The organism is Luteibacter sp. 1214 (assembly GCF_031455395.1).
Taxonomy (GTDB): Bacteria; Pseudomonadota; Gammaproteobacteria; order Xanthomonadales; family Rhodanobacteraceae; genus Luteibacter; species Luteibacter mycovicinus.
Genome location: NZ_JAVDSQ010000014.1, coordinates 23,603 through 42,482 on the forward strand (window position 1 = coordinate 23,603; position 18,880 = coordinate 42,482).

7 protein-coding genes are annotated in these 18,880 nt (G+C 66.3%); all 7 read left to right on the forward strand.

The window, feature by feature from the left end:
* Positions 1-93 precede the first annotated feature (93 nt).
* The 7 genes from J2X57_RS19605 (at position 94) to gspD (ending at position 18,809) form a co-directional block, all read left to right on the forward strand.
* Positions 94-486 (forward strand): hypothetical protein, encoded by a 393-nt coding sequence (locus J2X57_RS19605; RefSeq protein WP_309869632.1) that lies wholly within the window; start codon positions 94-96, stop codon positions 484-486.
* A gap of 34 nt (positions 487-520) precedes the next feature.
* Positions 521-12,592, forward strand: a complete 12,072-nt coding sequence (locus J2X57_RS19610) for a filamentous haemagglutinin family protein (RefSeq protein WP_309869635.1) — start codon at positions 521-523, stop codon at positions 12,590-12,592.
* Positions 12,593-12,841: 249 nt separating this feature from the next.
* The gene (locus J2X57_RS19615; RefSeq protein ID WP_309869638.1) at positions 12,842-14,200 is read left to right on the forward strand and encodes a substrate-binding domain-containing protein; all 1,359 of its coding nucleotides are present in this window, start codon (positions 12,842-12,844) and stop codon (positions 14,198-14,200) included.
* A gap of 124 nt (positions 14,201-14,324) precedes the next feature.
* The gene (locus tag J2X57_RS19620) at positions 14,325-14,756 is read left to right on the forward strand and encodes a type II secretion system protein (RefSeq protein WP_309869641.1); all 432 of its coding nucleotides are present in this window, start codon (positions 14,325-14,327) and stop codon (positions 14,754-14,756) included.
* Complete coding sequence (locus J2X57_RS19625) at positions 14,749-15,444, forward strand: hypothetical protein (protein WP_309869644.1); 696 nt, start codon at positions 14,749-14,751, stop codon at positions 15,442-15,444. The genes J2X57_RS19620 and J2X57_RS19625 overlap by 8 nt, the downstream gene beginning before the upstream one ends.
* Positions 15,441-16,322: a type II secretion system protein GspK gene (locus J2X57_RS19630; RefSeq protein WP_309869646.1), complete on the forward strand. Its 882-nt coding sequence runs from the start codon at positions 15,441-15,443 to the stop codon at positions 16,320-16,322. The genes J2X57_RS19625 and J2X57_RS19630 overlap by 4 nt, the downstream gene beginning before the upstream one ends.
* Positions 16,323-16,535: 213 nt before the next feature.
* The gene (gene gspD, locus J2X57_RS19635) at positions 16,536-18,809 is read left to right on the forward strand and encodes a type II secretion system secretin GspD (protein WP_309869649.1); all 2,274 of its coding nucleotides are present in this window, start codon (positions 16,536-16,538) and stop codon (positions 18,807-18,809) included.
* Positions 18,810-18,880: the final 71 nt, after the last annotated feature.

The following is an 18,880-nucleotide window of genomic DNA, read 5'->3' on the forward strand; positions in this document are numbered from 1 at the left end:
CCGGATCATGATATTTCGTCGCCCCCCGAGTTCAGGACACGGCGCCCGCGCGCGTCGCGGGCGCGTGCCGAAGCGGATGCGAGGATTCTCGGTATGAGTTGCCTGCATGGGCTGGCGGAGATGCTTCGACAGCTCTACGTGGCGCGTCAGGCGAAAGCGGCCGATGTCCTCATGGACCGTTGCTCGCGCGCCGCGCTGGAGGCGCTGCTCAGCGAGTCGTCGGCGTTCCTCGGTTCTCGCGTGCGTTACGCCGTGGTGGACCGCCTGCGTCACCGTAAGCCCCAGTTGGACGAAAGCGCGCTGCCGACGATCCGCGCGATCGCCAGTGTGCTCAATGCATGGCTGCACGACGGACGCCGTCTCGCGATCCGGGCGGTCCTGCGCGAACTCAGCGACATCGAGCTCAGGGAGCTCGCGGCGCTGCCTGAACTCAACGATGAAGTGGCAACGATGACCGGTGATTTCGTGGGCGGGAACGCACCGTGATCGCTGCCCATAACGACGTTCTCCGAGGTCTGTCATGATCGTACGTACCCGCGATGCCTCCCACTCCCGCCGCCCGGCGCCGACCGGGGCGCGGCCGCTTTTCCGCCGCAACGCCATGTGCCGGTTCATCGCCATGGCGCTGTTCGGTGGCGCGGCCCACGCCGCGACACCGCCACCTTTCAGTCAGGCGTGGCTGGCCGCGAAGCAGACGGGTTCGACACAGGCGCCCGCGCCCACGCAGGCTAACGGCGCGGGCAACAACGGCGGAAATGTCTTCACGCCCGGCAATGTGATGCTGCAGCAGCGTGTGCAGCAATCCATCGCCAACCTCGACGCGGCGGCCCAGGCGGTCGCGGCGCAGATGGCCGCGCAGAAGAGTGCGCAGCAGGCGGCGCAACAGGTTGCGTCGAACGTGCCTGACGGTATCGCCGCGGGCGGGCTTAAAGTCGATCGCCATGTGCTCAGCGACCCGACGTTGTGGCAGAACGCCGATGCTCCGACGCAGTCGGTAACCCAAGGGCAGACCGACGTCGAGATCAGGCAGAACGCACCCAAGGCGATCATGACCTGGGAGACGTTCAACGTCGGTCGTAACACCACGGTGCATTTCGACCAGACCGGGGGTACCCGGACCGACGGGACGAACCAGTGGATCGCGCTGAACCGGATCAGCGATCCGACAGGTAACCCGAGTCAGATTCTCGGGCAGGTCAAGGCAGAGGGGACGGTGTATCTGCTCAACCGAAACGGGGTCATTTTCGGCGGCGGTTCGCAGGTGAATACGCACTCGCTGATCGCGAGTTCGATGGATCTCTTCAGCCACGACGTGACGAAGAGCAATGCGTTCTTCATGAAGTACGGAATTGCCGCGACGCAGGACCCGGAGCTGATCCTTGGTCCCGGGGGTACGGTGAATGCCTTTCTCGTCGCTGATGAAACCCGGGCGAACCGCTCGTCGGTCACCGTGCAGAAGGGCGCGACGATCGCCTCCGGCAAGGACGGCTACGTCATGCTCGCGAGCGATGACGTCGGCCAGGCCGGCCAGATCGTCGCCGATGACGGGCAGGTGATCCTGGCAGCGAGTTCGTCGCTGCGGATGGCCTCGACGGCGACGAACGGAAGGCTTCCTGTGACGGGCGTGGACGTGGTCGGCTCGACCACTCCCACCACGATCGTGAATACCGGTCTCATCCAGGCTCGACGCGGATCGGTCTCGTGGTTCGGCAACGACATGCGACAGGATGGCGTGGTGGTGACGTCGACCAGCCTGAGCCACCCGGGCCGTCTCAGTTTCGACAACATCGGCGGTCCGGCGAAGGCGCGGGTAACCTTTGGCGCCGGATCGACCACCACGATCCTGCCTGAGAAAGACGGAGAGACCACCTCGTCATCCGCGGATGCGGATAAGGCATTCGTCCCCGGAAGCGTGAATATCAATACGCCGGCGGTGTTGGAGCCGGGAGCCCTGATGGAAGTGCCCTCCGGGAAGGTGACGTTCACCCAGGACGCGTATGTGGACTCCGGTGCGACGATCGACGTCTCGGGGCTGGCCAACGTGACCCTGCCGATGTCGGCATTGATGGTCATCATTCCGCGTATCGGGCTCAACGAACTGGCCGATTCCCCGCTGCTTCGAAGCAGTTTCCTTTTCGCCGCGAAGAACGTCGCCGTGGACAGCGGTCTTTCGGGCGTTCGTGCCGATGGTCTGGACTGGGTGGGTAGCCCGGTTCTCAACGTGGCCGGCTATGTCAACAACGTGCCGCGCACGGTCGATGAGCTGATGATCCGGTCCGGTGACATCGCGTTCAACCGGAATGCGGTGATTCGCACCGGTGCGCAACTGCGCCTGGAAGGCGGTTTCCTCAACTACCTGCCTGGCTGTGTCTCCACGTCGCGCCTGCAAGGAGCCAACGGCCTGCTGTATGACGTGGCCTCCGCGGACCCGGATGTCGCGTACACCGGCTTCGCGGGCGTGTACACGAGCGAACATGCGCGCTGGGGTGTCGCCGAGACCTTCACTACCAGTCCGTTGCTGGCCAACGCGGGACGTTGGGATCCTGGATTCATCCGCGGTGGCGACGCGGGCGAATTGTCGTTCGGTCTGACGGGCGATCTTCCTTCCCAGTCACTCACGTTCATTCTCGACGGCGACATCAGCGCGCACGCGTACGCGGGGCGCGAGCAGGTCCGCGCTGGCAAGCAGCCACTGGCAGGAACCCTGGACATCGTCCCCGTCGACCTGGCCGTCCTGGGCTCGCAGTCATCGTACTCGGTAAACCAGACCGTGAATTACGTCGTGCAACGCGACCGGGTCCCTCTGCAGAGCTACGTTCCGGGATTCGACGACGACAGCATCATCCCTCCGCTCGGTGGCGATCCCGACGATCCGTCCAACCCGTTCCGCTGGCGCGTACTTTCCACCGCCATGATCGACAACGCGGGTTTCCGCCGGGTGCGTCTTTCCACCCCGGGCACCGTATTGCTCAGGGACGACGCCAACCTCGGGGTCGCCGATGGCGGCGAGGTCGATATCACCGCTCTCGGACTGGACCTGAAGGGCACGATCACGGCGCGCGCCGGCACCATCGATCTCACTTCGCGCAGCCAGGGCTTCGACAACCCGGATAACGCCGATACGTTCATCCGTCTCGGTGCCGGCGCCCGGCTGAATGCCAGCGGCCGGTTCGTCAATGACGCTGCGAGGAGTGCGGACGAAGCGCAGGGCGATGCCTGGATCAATGGCGGTTCCGTTTCGCTGACCACGTGGCGCGGTGCGGACGGCGGCAGGGACCTTACCGCTGACATTACGCTTGCGCGCGGGAGCGTCGTCGACGTCTCAGGCGGCGGCTACGTAGGCTCCGATGGGCTCCTTGCCATGGATGGCGGCTTGCCCGCCGGACGAGGTGGCGATGTCAGCATCCAGACGCATGCCGACGGCAATGCCACGGTGTACTCCGTGCGCCATCCCGACGACCTGATGGGCGGCGCGGTCACGATGGACGGGACGCTGGTGGCCAACGGGTTTTCCGGCGGCGGCACGCTCACGCTACGTGCGCCGCAGATTCAGATCGGCGGGGACGCCACGCCCAGCCCGGACGCGTCGCTTCTTTATCTCGACCCGTCGATGTTTTCCACGATGGGTTTCTCGCGATACAGCCTGCTTGCGGAAACCGATGCGACCATTGCGCCAGAAGCGCATATCGACGTGCGTCCGAAATACATGGTGGCGGACGAACGAGCTCTCACGCTCCTGCCTGGCGACACGGCCTTGCTTGGCGGCGACGGTCAGGCCGCGGTCGCCTCGGTGGCCGATATCGACGACTACCAGCGCTACACGCATCGGGACAGCGACGACGGCATCGCGATCCAGGCGGGCTTCTTCCTGACCTGGGGAGCCGGCGCGACGCTGCGCGGGGTCACCGGAACCGTGAGTGTCGGCGATGGTGCGAGCATCGCCGTCGGCGCGGGAGGAAATATCGCGCTTTCCAGCACCGACCATGTCGTCGTGGACGGTTCGCTTGTCGCCCACGGTGGCGATATTTCGCTGCGCAACATTGGCGGCGGTTCGTTCAACCTCGACGAGCCCGGTCGTTCGCTCTGGCTGGGCGCACGCAGCATCGTCGATGTCAGTGGCGTATCGCTGCGGGACCCGGCGGCCGGCCCGCTGCCCGCGTTCGTCGCCCTGCCATCCGTGCGCCGGGATGGCGTCGTCCTGAACGGCGGCGCCATCAGCCTGGTTTCCGACCGCAACGTCGTGGCCGAGCAGGGTGCACGCCTGCTGCTGTCGGGTGCGCACGATACTTATGATCTGCCGGTCGACGGGCGTCGGGCTGGCATCGCCTCGACGGACTACATCGCCACGTCCGTCTGGAGTGACGCCGGATCGCTCGGCATCGAGTCCCGCGTCGGGCTGTACTTCGACGCGAGTATCGACGCGCACGGCGGGGCCGCGGAAGCGCGCGGCGGGCAGTTGAACCTTTCCACGACCTTCCCCTTCACCGGGCAGATCGTGCCGCCGCCGGAACTGATCATCGAACAGAGCGGCTGGCGGGTTCCCACTGGAAGCGATCCGTACGCGCCGACCGATCCGGGGCAGGGCGACGGGGGCGACCTGCGTTTCGCGGCCGACCGGCTCGGCGGTTCCGGTATCGACGACATCGTCATCGGCCGCCGACTGAGCGACGATGAGACGGGCCTCGCGCCGCTTGCGCTGGTCTTCGCCGGCGACGTGAACCTTCGCGCGGGACACAGCGTGCAGGTCGTGTCCAACACGATCACCACGATCGATGCCGGATCGCGGCTGCCCACGGCGTCCAACGGCGTGGCCGAAGGTGGCCATGTCACGCTCGCCGCGCCTTACGTATCGTTGCTGGGCCACACTCAGCGCGGTGCGCCGCAGGTGGCATCGGGCAGCGGTACGCTCGATGTCGACGCCGGCTTTATCGACATCGGCGGACGGATCAGCCTGCTGGGTGTCGACCATGCCTCGTTCAACTCGTCGGGCGATATCCGTTTCTGGGCACCGGCCAGGGACGCTTATGCGCAGGCGGCGCCGGTCGCGGGCTGGCTCTACTCGACCGGCGACCTCGACTTCACCGGAACGCGCGTCTATCCCGCCACGGACTATCGATTCCTCGTCGATGCGAGCAACCCGAGCGCCGACACCACCGTGGCCTTCCATCAGGCTGCGAGGACCGACGACACGACACCGCTGTCCGCGGGCGGAACACTGGTCGTGGACGCGGACCACATTCGACAGGAGGGCACCATCTGGGCGCCTTCCGGCGCCCTGGCCCTGGGTACCGACGATCCGCAGGCGACGCTCGCGGCACTGGGCGTGACGGTGGCGATGCCGATGGCGGTAACGCGCGACGTCCGCCTGGCAGCCGGTAGCGTGACCTCGGTGTCCCTGGGCGGCGCCGTCGTGCCGTACGGCACAACGGTCGATGGGAAGGACTGGCACTACGACGGCAACCCGAGTGCGACGGAACCCGTCGTCGCGCGTCCGCCCGAGAAGTCCCTGTCGATCGCGGGCAACGCGGTCTCGCTGGATGCCGGGGCCCACGTGGACCTGTCCGGCGGCGGATATGTCCAGGCCACCGAATGGGTACCAGGAACGGGCGGATCGCGTGACGTGCTTGCCCAGTACAACACCAGCTACGCCACCTCGCAGCAGGGGACACGGGTGCCGCTGTACGCGGATGGCCGGGCGATCTATGCGGTCGTGCCGGGCTATGACGCACCGCTGTCGGCACACGACGCCGCATTTGAGGCGAGCGGCGACGCGGGCCCCGCGGTAGGCCAGGGCGTCTATCTTTCGGGCGTGCCGGGTCTCGCGGACGGCGTATACACCTTGCTTCCCGCACGTTATGCGACGCTGCCGGGCGCGTACCGCGTCGTACAGGACACCGGCATGCGCGATGCGGTTCCGGGACGCAGTGTCACCATGCCGGACGGCACCGACGTCGTCTCCGGTTATTTCACCGACACGCTGACCGGTGCGCGCGACGCCCGGGCAAGCTCCTTCCTCGTCCAGTCCGCCGCCACATGGGGGCAGTACTCGGAATACACGGTCACCTCGGCGGACACGTTCTTCGCCGACAAGGCGGCGCGCGCCGGTGACGTCGCGCCGCGCCTCGGCGCGGACGCCGGGCGGCTGACGCTCGCCGCGTCCAGCGAACTCTCGCTGGGAGCGACGCTGGATGCCGCGCCTGCCATGGGTGGACGCGGCTCACAGGTGGATATCGCCGGTGAGGCGATTCAGGTCCTGGGCCAGGGTCAGGCCGCACTGGACGGTTACCTGCACATCTCGGCGGACGAACTGTCGACGCTGGGCGCCGGCAGTCTCCTGATTGGCGGCAAGCGCGAGAGTACGGCCGACGGCGACCGCGTCAGCGTGCTTGCGGACCATGTGGTGCTGTCCAACGATGCGGCCCATCCGCTGACCGGCAGTGAAATCATCCTGGTGGCCCGGGGCAATGGCGCCGTCACCCTCGGCGATGGCAGCCTGTTGCGCGCGACGGCGACCGCCGACGCATCGTCGGCGCCACTGCTCATCGGACAGCAGGCCGCGGACGGTGCGATCGGTGTCAGCGGGGACGGTGCCTTGCTACGCGTCTCGGGTCTCGATGCGGCCCCCATCTCGCGCGCCAACATCACCGGCCTGGACGGTCCCGCCGGCACGCCGGGTGGTGACCTGGTCATAGGCAGCGGCGCCAGTATCGTTTCGGCGAACTCGCTGAGCATGGATGCGACCGGCCTGACGCAGCTGGCGACGGATGCCGGCCTGAGCGCGCATGCGATCGATGTCACCGCAGGCCGCATCGGTCTGGTGGCCGCCGATCCTTCCCTTCAGGACCAGGCGGGCCACCTTCTGATCGGGCCGCGTATCCTTGCCCAGCTCGCCAGCAGCGCCGAGACGACCCTGCGTGGACGCGGCGGCCTCGATCTCGACGGCGACATCGCATTGAACGCGGGCGCGAACGCACTGACGCTCAGCGCACCGACCATCGAAAGCGACGGCGGTCATGCGGTGATCGACGCGGATCGCTTCACGCTCGTCAACGATACCGGTGCGGCGCCGGCGCCACCTGCGACAGGTGCGGCAACGGGAAGCCTCGAGGTCAACGCGCGCGAGTTCCACCTGGGTGACGGCATCATCCGCGCGGCGGGCTTCAGCCAGTGGAATATCCACGCTTCCGGCGGCTTTTTCGCCTCGGGTACGGGCACGCTGGACCTCGCCGGTTCAGCGGCGACCGTGGTCGCGCCGCGTGTCGTCGTGGACAGCGGTGCCGACAATCGGGTCACCACCCGCGGTGCCATGCTCTTGCGGGGCGATGGCGGATCGTCGGCGGCGACCCGGCAGCCCGGCGGCAAGCTTGGGCTCCAGGCCGCCTCGCTGGATCTGGCCACGGACATTCTGGCCCCGGGCGGACGTGTCACCTTGCATGCGACGCAGGGCGACGTCGTGCTCGAGGACGGCGCGACGATCGACGTCGGCGGTATGACGCTGCCATTCAACGACGTCTCCGTGCATGTGCCGGGCGGTGCCGCCATCCTGGAGGCCGATCGCGGCAATGTCGACGCTCGCACCGGGTCGCGGATCGATGTCAGCGGTGACGTGGCCGGCGGAGATGCGGGTACGCTGAACGTTTCGGCTGCGGCCGGATCCGCATCGTTCGCCGGACAACTGCTGGGTACCGCCGCCACGAATTACTTCGGAGGCGTGCTCTCGGTCGACACGTTCGGTCCGGTCGATCTGGATGGCCTGGCGTCGGTCGCCGACGCGGGTGGGCTGGACGGATCCGTGTCGGTGCATACGCGCAATGGCGACCTCGTGCTGAGCGCAGGTCACCTGCTGCGTGCCCACCTCGTGGGGATCACCGCCGACGGCGGTGACGTCTCCATCGCGGGCACGGTCGACGCATCCGCCAAGGCCGGCGGTGCTATCGACCTGTTCGGCGCACAGGGGGTCGACATCGACGGCACGCTCGATACGCACGCCACCCTTGCCGGCCGGACCGGCGGGGACATCACCCTCGGCACCTCGGGCACCGGTACGGGCGATCTCGACCCAACCTATGGTTATGAAGTCGTGCAAGCAGGGACGGCAGGGCACATCCGGATCGGCGCGGGCGCGACGGTCGATCAGCGCGGCGACGTGGCTAACGGACACCTGTACCTGCGCGCACCGCTGCTGGAAGGCGGCGACACGCCGGTAACCATCGCCGGTGGCATCGATCCGTCGCGTACGGCGGGCACCACACTCGAGGCTTACGCGGTCTGGGACACCCGCGATGCCTCCACGGACCCGACGCGTCACTTCGACGGTCTGGTGGACGCGGGCGGTTGGTTCGAGTCCGATCCAGCCACGGGACGCCCCGTCCTCGTGGCCGGCAGCTTCACCGACGACAGCGGAGCCGCCGTGGCGGACCCGGATCGCACGAACGACGCGCAGGTCGAAGATTACCTGGCGCGATACCGCTTCACACCGACGGCCACCGATACCGGTCACACCGGGTTTTACGGTTACATCGGCGGCGACCCCGCGCAGGGGGCAGGGACGCTCATGCGCTTCGTCGAGCAGCCGGGCTTTACGTTCGGGTCGCGTCTCGCGAGCGTTGCCGGACTGAAGGTTCGCCCGGGGATCGAGCTGCGCAACGGTGACGTCTCGAAGAACGGCGGCGACATCAGCGTGCTCACGAACTGGAACCTGGGTGCCGGAACGAAGGACGCTGACGGGACGTTGCAGCTCGCCTACCGATACGACGGCCAGGCGCCGGTGCTCAGCCTGAGAGCGGAGAACAACCTCGACGTACGGGCCAGCATCACCGACGGCTTTTACCAGCAAGGCAACGCGGGCGGAGGGTCCGGTGCCGCGCCGCCCGACCACGAATGGACTCACGACGAGGCTGAGCAGGCGTGGCAGCAGGTCGTCAACCTGGGCGGTTTCGAGGGCGACCTCTTCGGCGCGCCCGCCGATCTGGTGTCGGACAACGCGCAGGCGAAGTCCGATTACTACATGGAATATTTCGCCTATGCCAATTACCTGGTGCAACCCATCGATCAGCTCGCGGGCTTCACGCCGGTCGATGTCATCAATTTCGGCATCGCATTCGGCGGCAACACAACCCATTACGACAATGCGCCGACACCTCTCGCCGTGCCGACGAATCTCACGCGGTATGTCAGCTACGTGCCAGCCTACGGGACCTATCTGCTTGCCGCGACCTCGCCGGAGGTAAGCGATTTCGCAAACACCTTCCAGGTTCCGGATACGTTCGTGCCGATGGCGCCGCCACCGGTCACGGGCGAGCCGATCGACCGCAGTGCCCCGGTCGACAATTCGCCGTCGCCGGTCGCCTCGGCTACCAATCCGCTGCCGATTCTCAGCGCGACGCTGGCAGGCGGTACCAGCAGTTCCTATCGCCTTGTCGCTGGCGCGGACCTCACCTCCGCGAACCCGCTCGGCCTTGCCGGCGGTCGCAGTGCCGACGTCTTGCTGGGTGGTCACACCGATTTCGCCGACACCACCACCGGGCGCGTGCTGGCCGCACCGACCGCCATCCGCACAGGCACGGGCGATATCGACATCGTCGCCTCGGGCGATGTCCGGTGGACCGACGAGCGGGCGCCCGCCGTGGTCTACACGGCCGGGGCCCCGGTCGCCGGCACCACGGCCAACGCGGGCGTGTCCATCCTGAGGCCATCGCAGGCGGGACTGATCGAGTCGGCCACGCCCGAACTGGTCGTGACCGGGCCGGTCAACTCCGACAACGGCGGTCACGTGTCTTTGCACGCGGGCGGGGACATCGTCGGTGTACAGGACTCGACGGACACGACGGGCGACCTGACCGGCACCGTCGGAACGCCCACGGCGCAGTACTGGTGGCAGTGGATGCAAACGGGCAACACCGCCACGCAGTCGTCGATCAACTTCGGCGGCTTCGGTCAGGGCGTGATGAGCGTCGGTGGCGACGTGGACGTCGCCGCCGGTGGCGACATCCGCCAGTTATCGGTGTCTCTGCCTACCACCTGGGCCATCGACACTGACGCGACGGGCACCCGGACGCTGCATACCTACGGTGGCGGTGATCTGACGGTGCGAGCTGGCGGAGACATCCTCAGCGGAAACTACTTCGTCGCCCGGGGCGAGGGGGACATCCGTGCCGGCGGGCGCATCGGCAGCGATTTCTCGCTCCCGTACCTTACCGCGGGTGGCGCGTCGGGCAGCATGCCCGTATCGACTCTCTTCGGCATGCAGGACGCTCAGCTGTCCGTGCAAGCGGGTGGCTCGGTCGCCCTGGGCGGCATCTTCAATCCGTCCTGGATGGATTCGGCCGCCATCGACGACCTGTTGCCGGTCGGTCACGCCGATGGACAGTCGTACTCGGTCACCTCGCGTGTGGACGTGATGGCCGGCAGCGGAGATCTCAGCTACGGCGATCTGACGTCGCCGTTGGGTCTGTTCACGCCGGGCCTGGTGTCGGGTTCGTCCCTCGGTACGGAGACCGCCGGTGACATCCTTCCCGCGTCAGTAAGCCTCACCGCAGCGCAAGGCGATCTGAACCTCCGCGCCAGCGGTGAGCTGTTCCCATCGAGCGATGGCAATCTGGCTTTGCTTGCGCAAGGCAGCGTTCACTTCGACATGCCCGCGCTCGGTGCCGCAAGTCGATATGCCTGGGGCCTGATCGATGCGCCGCTTTCGTCCATGGCGTCGCCGCTCAATCTGGAGCCACTGATCGCGTCCGATCAGACGCCCGCCAACAACGTGCGTACGGGCGGCTATCTGGTGACCGGCTTCGTGCCGGACCAGGCACTCCAGTCGTTCGTGCATGCGGCATCGCCGTGGCACGCGAATGACGATCAGCCGATCCGCGTCTATGCCCTCGACGGTGACATCGTCAACGGGAGCGGCGGCGGTGTCGGTGGCGCGTACGTCGTGGCCAACAAGAGTGCCCGCATCCAGGCGGGCAGGGACATCGTCGACCTTGCCTATGTCGGTCAGCAACTCCGCGATTCGGATATTTCGGTCGTTCGGGCCGGTCGCGATATCGTCGATACGCCGCTGGACGCACAGGCCCCCTCACTGGACGTGGCGCCGGCGCTCTTTCCGCTCATCGTCCAGGGCGGTCCGGGGTACCTGACGGTCGAAGCCGGGCGCGATCTCGGCCGGCTCGCGTCGCAGACGGAGCTTTATGGACTGGATCCCTTCGTCCGCACGAAGTACCTGAAGGTTTCGCTTCCGGGCAACACAGGCGTCATCAGCGGCATCGACACCGTGGGTAATGTCTTCAACCCGAATCTTCCGCCGGAAGGCGCATCGATCTATGCGATGTACGGTGTCGGCCCCGGACTGGACCGGGCTGCGTTCATCGCGCGCTACGTCGATCCTTCCGCGGTGAAGCCTGGTGGACTCGACGACGGCTCAGCGACGCTCGTGGCGTTTGTCGAAGCTTACGACGCCGGCCTGCGACGGGAGGATGGCGCGCAACCGGTGTATTCCGTGGACGAGGCATGGGCACGCTTCCAGCAGCTTCCGGTCGAAGCACAGTCCATATTCGTCGGGAAGACCTTCACCCGGATACTCGCCCAGGTCGGCAGGGACTACGGCGACGCGAACAGTCCGTACGCGGGACAGTACGCGCGCGGCTACGATGCGGTGAACACGTTGTTCCCCGCATCGCTGGGATATACCGCGAACGGACTCGGGGGCGGCGACAACGGTGCGCAGCAACTCGTGCATACCGGCGACCTCGATATCCGTGGCAGCACGATTCAGACGCAGCGCGGCGGCGACGTCTCGGTCCTTGCACCGGGTGGCCAGGCACTGTTGGGCAGCGTGTCCGCGCCGCCGACGATCGTCGACAACCTCGGCAAGGTGCTGGCCGGTCCCAATACGCTCGGCATCCTGACGCTGCGTGACGGTTCGATATCGATGTTCGCCGACGGCAGTACGTTGCTGGCGCAGAGCCGTATCTTCACTGAGCAAGGAGGTGATGTGACGATCTGGAGCTCGAACGGCGACATCAACGCCGGCAAGGGTGCCAAGACCAGCAGTGAAATCCCGCCAGCGAATTACCTGTGCACGCTGGATGGCTGGTGCGCGCAGGATCCATCCGGTCAGGTCAGCGGCGCGGGTATCGCCACGCTGCAGACCACGCCCGGCGCACCTGCGGGCAATGCCTACCTGATGGCCCCGCGCGGCACCGTCGACGCCGGTGACGCGGGTATCCGTGTCGCGGGCAATCTGGTCATCGCCGCCGCGCACGTCGCGAACGCCGATAACGTTCAGGTGAAGGGCGACGCGGTCGGCCTGCCCGTCGTGCAGGCCGTCAATGTGAGCGCACTCAATGCCGCGAGCTCGGCGGCCAGCGCGGCGACGAAGGCGGCGGAAGATGTGGCACGCCAGCAACAGTCCGATGCGCGTGACCGGATGCCTTCCACCATCTCCGTACAGGTGCTGGGCAACGACCCGAGCGCGAGCATCGACGGTGCGCCGCGCGGCGGTTACGACACGGGCAGTCCCGTGCAGGTGGTGCGCAGCGTCGGCCATGCCGGCGACGGCCTGACGCAGGCGGAACGCGCGCGCGTTTCACGACAGTAACGGTTGTATGCGACCGGCCGCCGTGATGGCGGCCGGTCGTTCTGGATGGCTATCCCAAATGGCGCGTTATCGGCATGGAAATGCGCGTTCTGTCATTCCGGTTGTCATCCATCGTGTGAACAGCCTTCGACGTCAACGCGGTCATCGTTCTGGCATGTAAGACGACACCATAGCGTCACTGCCGCGCCAAGTTATCGGCGGATGCTGATCAGGCCTCCACAAGGAGGTCTATCGACTAGGGGTAACACCATGTTCAAGCGTAATGCTATGGGGAACACCCGCACGAAGTTCATCGCGGGCGCCGTGCTGCTGGCCCTGGGCCTGGCTTCCGGTTCGGCGATGGCCACGAATGTCTATGGCGGTGGCGCCACGCTGCCGGCCGGCGCTTATGTCGGCTTCGGCTTCCTGACCTCCACCAACACCAAGCTGTCCAACAACACGACGGGCGGCCAGAACAACATCCTCTCGACCTCGCTGTTCGGCGCGGGCAAGGGCACGGGCAACGCGACTTCGTATTGCCAGACCGGCAGCGGCGGCGGCAAGAAGATCTTCGATCACGCCGACAGCAACCCGGTGACCACCGTCTACAGCGGCACGAATCCCTGCACGGGCGCGGCTTCGGCTACCGAAGGCTTCGGTGCGTCGTCGTCCGCCGCTATCGACCCGCATTTCGTCGGTAGCGATGCTCCGTTCTCCCAGTCGGAGTTCGACTGGTACCGGGCTGGCAACAAGAGTGCCGCCGGTCATCAGCCGGTGCAGTTCCCCGCGGTGATCGGTTCGATCGCCATCGCTTACAACAAGCCGGGTGTCACGCTCGACCTGACCGAAGCGCAGGTATGCGGCATCTTCAACCACACCATCACCCAGTGGTCGCAGCTCGATCCGACCGCGACCGGCGCGATCAACGTCGTGTATCGCAGCGACGGCAGCGGTACGAGCTTCTCGCTCGCCAACCATCTTGCCGCCGTGTGCGGTGGTTCGGCCACCGCTCACTTCATCGCCGACCAGTCGTTCGCGACGGTGGTCAGCCAGTTTGGCACGCCGGCAAGCTTCGGCTGGGTGGGCGCGTCGGGTAACCCGGGCGTGGTGAACGCGGTCAACACCACCGCGGGTACGATCACGTACGCCGAAGCCGCCAACCTCAAGGCCGCTCCCTCGGCCAACGTCAAAGTCGCCAAGGTCAATCATTTCGACCCGTACGAAGACCTCCCGAACGACCTCTCGCTCGCCGTGTCGAGCGAGCGCGTGATCACCGGAGCCAACGCCACGACCGGTCGCCCGGTCACGGCGCCGGTGACCGCGTCGGGCTACACCCCGGTGACGCAGTGCCTGAACATCGTCGAGCCGGCGCTGTACGCGACCAACACCACGCGTTACTCGCTCCTCGCGGTGTCGTACCTGATCGCCAACAACGCGGGTAACGGCGCCGACGTCGCCGCCGTGCGCTCCCTGATCGGTTCGCCGTACAACACCGCGCTCCGTTCGTCCGTGACCACCATCGGCAACGGTGCGGGCACGGCCGATGGCACCGGTTATGCCTACATCAATCCGACCGTCACGTCGGGTGCGCCGTCGCTCGCCGACCGCGTCAACAGCTGCATCAACTGATCGCTCAGCTATAAAAACGATTCAGGGATGAACGGGAGGGGCTCTTCGGAGCCCTTCTTTCTTGGTGCGGACGGTCATCGAAGCGACATCGGTCACGCCCTAAGCTAACGACGGAGGAGCTCGCATGCGAGGTCGACGCAATCGTGGTTTCAGTCTGCTCGAAACGCTGGCGGCGATGCTGTTGTTGGCGATCTGCTTCGGTGCGTTGATGCACGCCACGAGCGCGTCGATGGCGCTCAGCACGCGCGCCAACGATTACACCCAGGCGTCCATGTGGGCGAGCGGGCTGCTCGATCGGATATTCGTCACCGAGTTTCCCGCCGAAGGCCTGCATACGGGAAAGTTCGACGCGACATACCGATGGTCGATGAAAGTGGAAACGCTGGCCGACTCGACGACGCTGCCGACGAGCGACCCCCTCCATCTCTACCACGTGGAGTTGACCGTGGAATGGAGTGAAGACGGCAAGCCGGCAAAGGCCACGTTCGCGACCTCGCGGCTGGTGTCGATGCGTATGGCGACGCCGCCAGCGAAGGAGGCCGCGGCGAGTGGTTAAGGGGCGCATCTCCCGCGGGTTCAGTCTGATGGAGACGCTGGGTGCGCTGGCCTTGCTGGCGTTGCTCCTGCTCGGCGTCATGGCCGCGCTTCAGGTCATTACGAAATCGACGCAGGCGAGCATGACGAAAACGCAACGGGTGAACGAAGTACGTGCGGCTCAGGGTTACGTGAGGGCTTCGCTGTCGGGTGCGCTGGCATACCCCTTCGAACGCGGCAAAGCACGGCGCCCTGTAGCGTTCAAGGGCGAGGAGCACGCGCTGACGTTCGTTGCCCCCGGCCCGGGCTACCTCGCCCGAAGCGGATTGCAGGTTCAGGCGCTGTCGCTGATCGAGAAGGAGGGTGAGTGGCGGCTCGAGGTGGCGTTTGCGGGCCTGCCGACCCGTGGAGGAGCGCGGATGGTACCGGACGCGCCGGAGGTGCTGATGGATCACGTCGTGTCGGGGCGGTTCGTGTACAGCGGCGTGGACGACGACCGTCACGCGGTGGCCTGGGCCTCGTCCTGGCCGTACACCGACAGGTTGCCGACGATGGTCGGCGTCGAACTGACCTTGCGCGGTGGCATCAGCTGGCCCGTGCTGGTCGTGCCGCTGCGGATGGACCCGGCAGCGACCAACGTCCGCGAGGGTCTGTCCCGGCTCGACGCGCTCGACCGCGCGGGGCAGTTCGGCAGCGTGTCTCCGCCATGACCGCCGCTGCGCTGAAGGCGACAAGACGTCAGGCGGGCATCGCGTTATTGATCGTGCTCTGGGGTTGCACCCTGGCGGCGATCACGCTTGGCGCGCTTGCGACCAGCGCTCGCGTGGAGGGTATTCAGGCCAGGGGGCAGTCGCAGAGCGTCGTGGCGCGTTATGCGGCCGAAGGCGCGATCGCGCAGGCGGCGTACCGGCTCCGTGCCACGGATGACGCGCTGCGCTGGAAGGCGGACGGTACGCTCTACAGCCTTCGGGAGGGACGTACGCGCGTGACGGTGACGATCCAGGATGAAGCAGGGAAGATCAACCTCAACCGTGCTACGCCTGAAGTGATCGAAAACGTGTTGCGGGCCGTCGGGCTGGCCCCTGAGCAGGCACGCAAGGCGAAGCTGGCCATCGTCGCGTGGGGCACGGGCGGTCAGGTCACGGACTCGTTGCTGGAGCGCGGCGGCTTCTCCAGCCTCGAGGAGCTTTGGCGGGTGCCTGGCCTGGATCCGGGCCTGGTGAAGAAGCTGCTCCCGCTGTTCACGCTATGGTCTCTCGATGAAACCAATCTGGCGCATGCGCCGGTGCCGGTGCTGATGGCTCTGACCGGGGCGGATCGGGTGACTTGCGAAGCCTACGCCGATGCGCTGAAGGCGCGGACCACGGACGATGAGGCAGTGCTGCCGGCCATCCCGAATCGCGTCCTGGGCCGGGTTGCCTTCCAGAACGGTCCGGCGGTGACGATCGTCGCCAGCGCGCAGGTGGAAGGCGGCGTCAAGGTGACGCTGGAAGTCACGTTGCTCCAGAAAAGCGACCCCGGAGACCCGCAGGCTTACCGCGTCGTGCGCTGGCATGAGCTGAGCGCAGACTATGACGGGGGCTCCTGACTGAATGGCCGACGAAGGCGTTGCACTCCATTCCGTGTTCATCGATAAGAAAGGTCGACCATCATTTCGTGTTCAGCGCGGCGTCTTTCGATTCGCGGTCCGTCGCTTCCCTGAATCGCCGGCTTGCACTAGTGTGCCCGGAGCGCCCACGTCACTACGCGGCAACACGCACCCGCCACTCTCGCAGAACTCGATGCCCACGATGGTTTTCGCATGACACGTTTTCTTACGATCGGCGCGACGGCGCTGGCGGTCGCGCTGGCGGGCTGTTCGACGCTGCCGCAACCCAGGGACGACGGCGCGCTGCAACGCGAAGCTCTGGCAGGCACCGAGCTCCCGGTACCGGGTCCACGCATCCTTGCCTCGACCAACCCGACGAGACCGGCGATCTCGCAGCCCCAGATCACCACCGGCACCGGCGAATTCGTCAAATCGTCAGGACTTGCGACACCGAAGCCGGTCGACCAGGGCACCGGCACGGTCACGTTCAATTTCGAGAACCAGCCGGTCGAGTCCGTGGTGAAAGCCATCCTCGGGGACCTGCTGCACGAGAACTATTCGATCACCCCCGGCGTGCAGGGCAACGTGTCCTTCTCGACCTCCCAGCCGGTTACCGCCGAACAGGCGCTGCCGATCCTCGAGACGCTGCTGTCGTGGACCGGTAACGCGCTGGTGCACAGTAACGGCCGTTACGTCGTGATGCCGGCGAAGGATGCCGTCGCCGGGAATCTCGTGCCGAGTATCGGCGCCAACGCACCGCCCGGTGGATTGCAGGCGCGTCTGTTCCCGCTGCACTTCATCTCCGCGACGGAGATGCAGAAGCTGATCAAACCGTTTGCACGGCCCGATGCCACGCTGCTGGCCGATCCCACCCGCAACGTCATCGTGATGGCGGGCACGCCCACCGAGCTCGACAACTATCAGCGCACCGTGGCGACGTTCGACGTCGACTGGTTGCGTGGCATGTCGGTGGGCGTGTTCAGTCTGCAGCGTGCGCAGGTGAAGGAGCTGCAGCCGCAGCTCGATGCGATCTTCGGCGAGAAAGGCAACACGCCCATGGCGGGCCTGCTTCGCTTCATCCCTATCGAGCGCACCAACTCGCTGGTGGTGATCAGTCCGCAGCCCGCTTACCTCGACGAAGTGCGCAGCTGGATCGATCGCATCGATCACGGCGGCGGCAACGAGCCGCAGCTCTACGTGTACGACGTGCGCAACGTGCAGGCCGCCGACATGGCGGACTATCTTTCGGACATCTACGGCGGCGGCTCGAAGGGCGGCGGCTCCGGCGACCGCGGTGGCAGGGTCGGGCCGGGCCTTTCCCCGGGCACGCTCGGCGGCGGCGACAGCGATCTGGGCAATCGCGGTGGCTCGGCTCTCGGCAGCACGACGGGTTCGTTCGGTAACGGCGGCTCTTCATCGACGGGCACGAGCGCTCTCGGTTCGGGCACATCGGCGACGAACGGCCCTGGCGGTAGCGTTGGCAGCGGGATGTCCGTGAGCGGCCTCGGCGACTCCGGCTCGTCACCGTCGGACGGCGGGGCGGGGAAGAGCCATTCCACCATCACCACCGACGACGGCGTGCGCATCACCTCCGTCGACGCCAACAACCAGATCATGGTGCGCTGCCGTCCCGCGCAATGGGCCGAGATCGAGCAGGCGATCAAGCGTCTCGACGCCGTGCCGCTGCAGGTGCAGATCGAAACGCGCATTCTCGAGGTCGAACTCAAGGGCGAGTTCCAGTTCGGCGTGCAGTGGTATCTGGAGGGTCTGGTCGGTACCACCAACGGGTCGCCCACGCAGCCGGGCAACAAGCAGCAGTGGGCACTGGGCAACGGCGGAGCGTCGTACAACTCGACCAACGACAGCTTCTTCTACTCATTCGTCAACAACAACGTTTCCGTCGCGCTGCATGCGATGGAGCAGAACGGCAATACCAAGGTTCTGTCCGCGCCGTCGCTGGTGGTGCTGAACAACCAGAAGGCGCACATCGAGGTCGGCGACCAGATTCCGATCACGCAGACCTACGTCAACACCACGGCCAATACGGATAACACGATCGGCCAGGTCGAGTACAAGGACACCGGCGTGATCCTCAATGTGCGACCGCGCGTCAATCCCGGTGGCCTGGTCTACCTCAACGTGAACCAGGTCGTGAGTTCGCCAGGCGTGGTCGACACCACGACGGGCAACTTCCCCATCCAGCAGCGCGAGGTCGCCACCCAGGTCGCCGTGCAGAGCGGCCAGACGGTCTTGCTCGGTGGCCTCATCAAGCAGAACGATGCGACCACCGATACCGGCATCCCCGGACTCAACCGAATACCCGTTTTCGGCCGATTGTTCGGCTCAACGACCCGCAGCCGCGATCGTACCGAGCTGATCGTGCTGATCACGCCGCGCGTCATCACCAACGGCGACGAGGCGAAACAGGTCACGGACGAGTACCAGCGCAAGTTCGAATCGCTGCGGCCGCTGACGAAGCGCCCCTGAAGGCGTCCTGAGGTTCCCGACACACGGGCATCACGGACGGCGTCTCATTTTTCGTCCACGTGCTCATCGGG

What these genes read in the sequence shown, in the direction of transcription:
- J2X57_RS19605 (WP_309869632.1), top strand. Translation starts at nt 94, where the DNA reads ATGAGTTGCCTGCATGGGCTGGCGGAGATGCTTCGACAGCTCTACGTG.
- J2X57_RS19610 (WP_309869635.1), top strand. Translation starts at nt 521, where the DNA reads ATGATCGTACGTACCCGCGATGCCTCCCACTCCCGCCGCCCGGCGCCG.
- J2X57_RS19615 (WP_309869638.1), top strand. Translation starts at nt 12,842, where the DNA reads ATGTTCAAGCGTAATGCTATGGGGAACACCCGCACGAAGTTCATCGCG.
- J2X57_RS19620 (WP_309869641.1), top strand. Translation starts at nt 14,325, where the DNA reads ATGCGAGGTCGACGCAATCGTGGTTTCAGTCTGCTCGAAACGCTGGCG.
- J2X57_RS19630 (WP_309869646.1), top strand. Translation starts at nt 15,441, where the DNA reads ATGACCGCCGCTGCGCTGAAGGCGACAAGACGTCAGGCGGGCATCGCG.
- gspD (WP_309869649.1), top strand. Translation starts at nt 16,536, where the DNA reads ATGACACGTTTTCTTACGATCGGCGCGACGGCGCTGGCGGTCGCGCTG.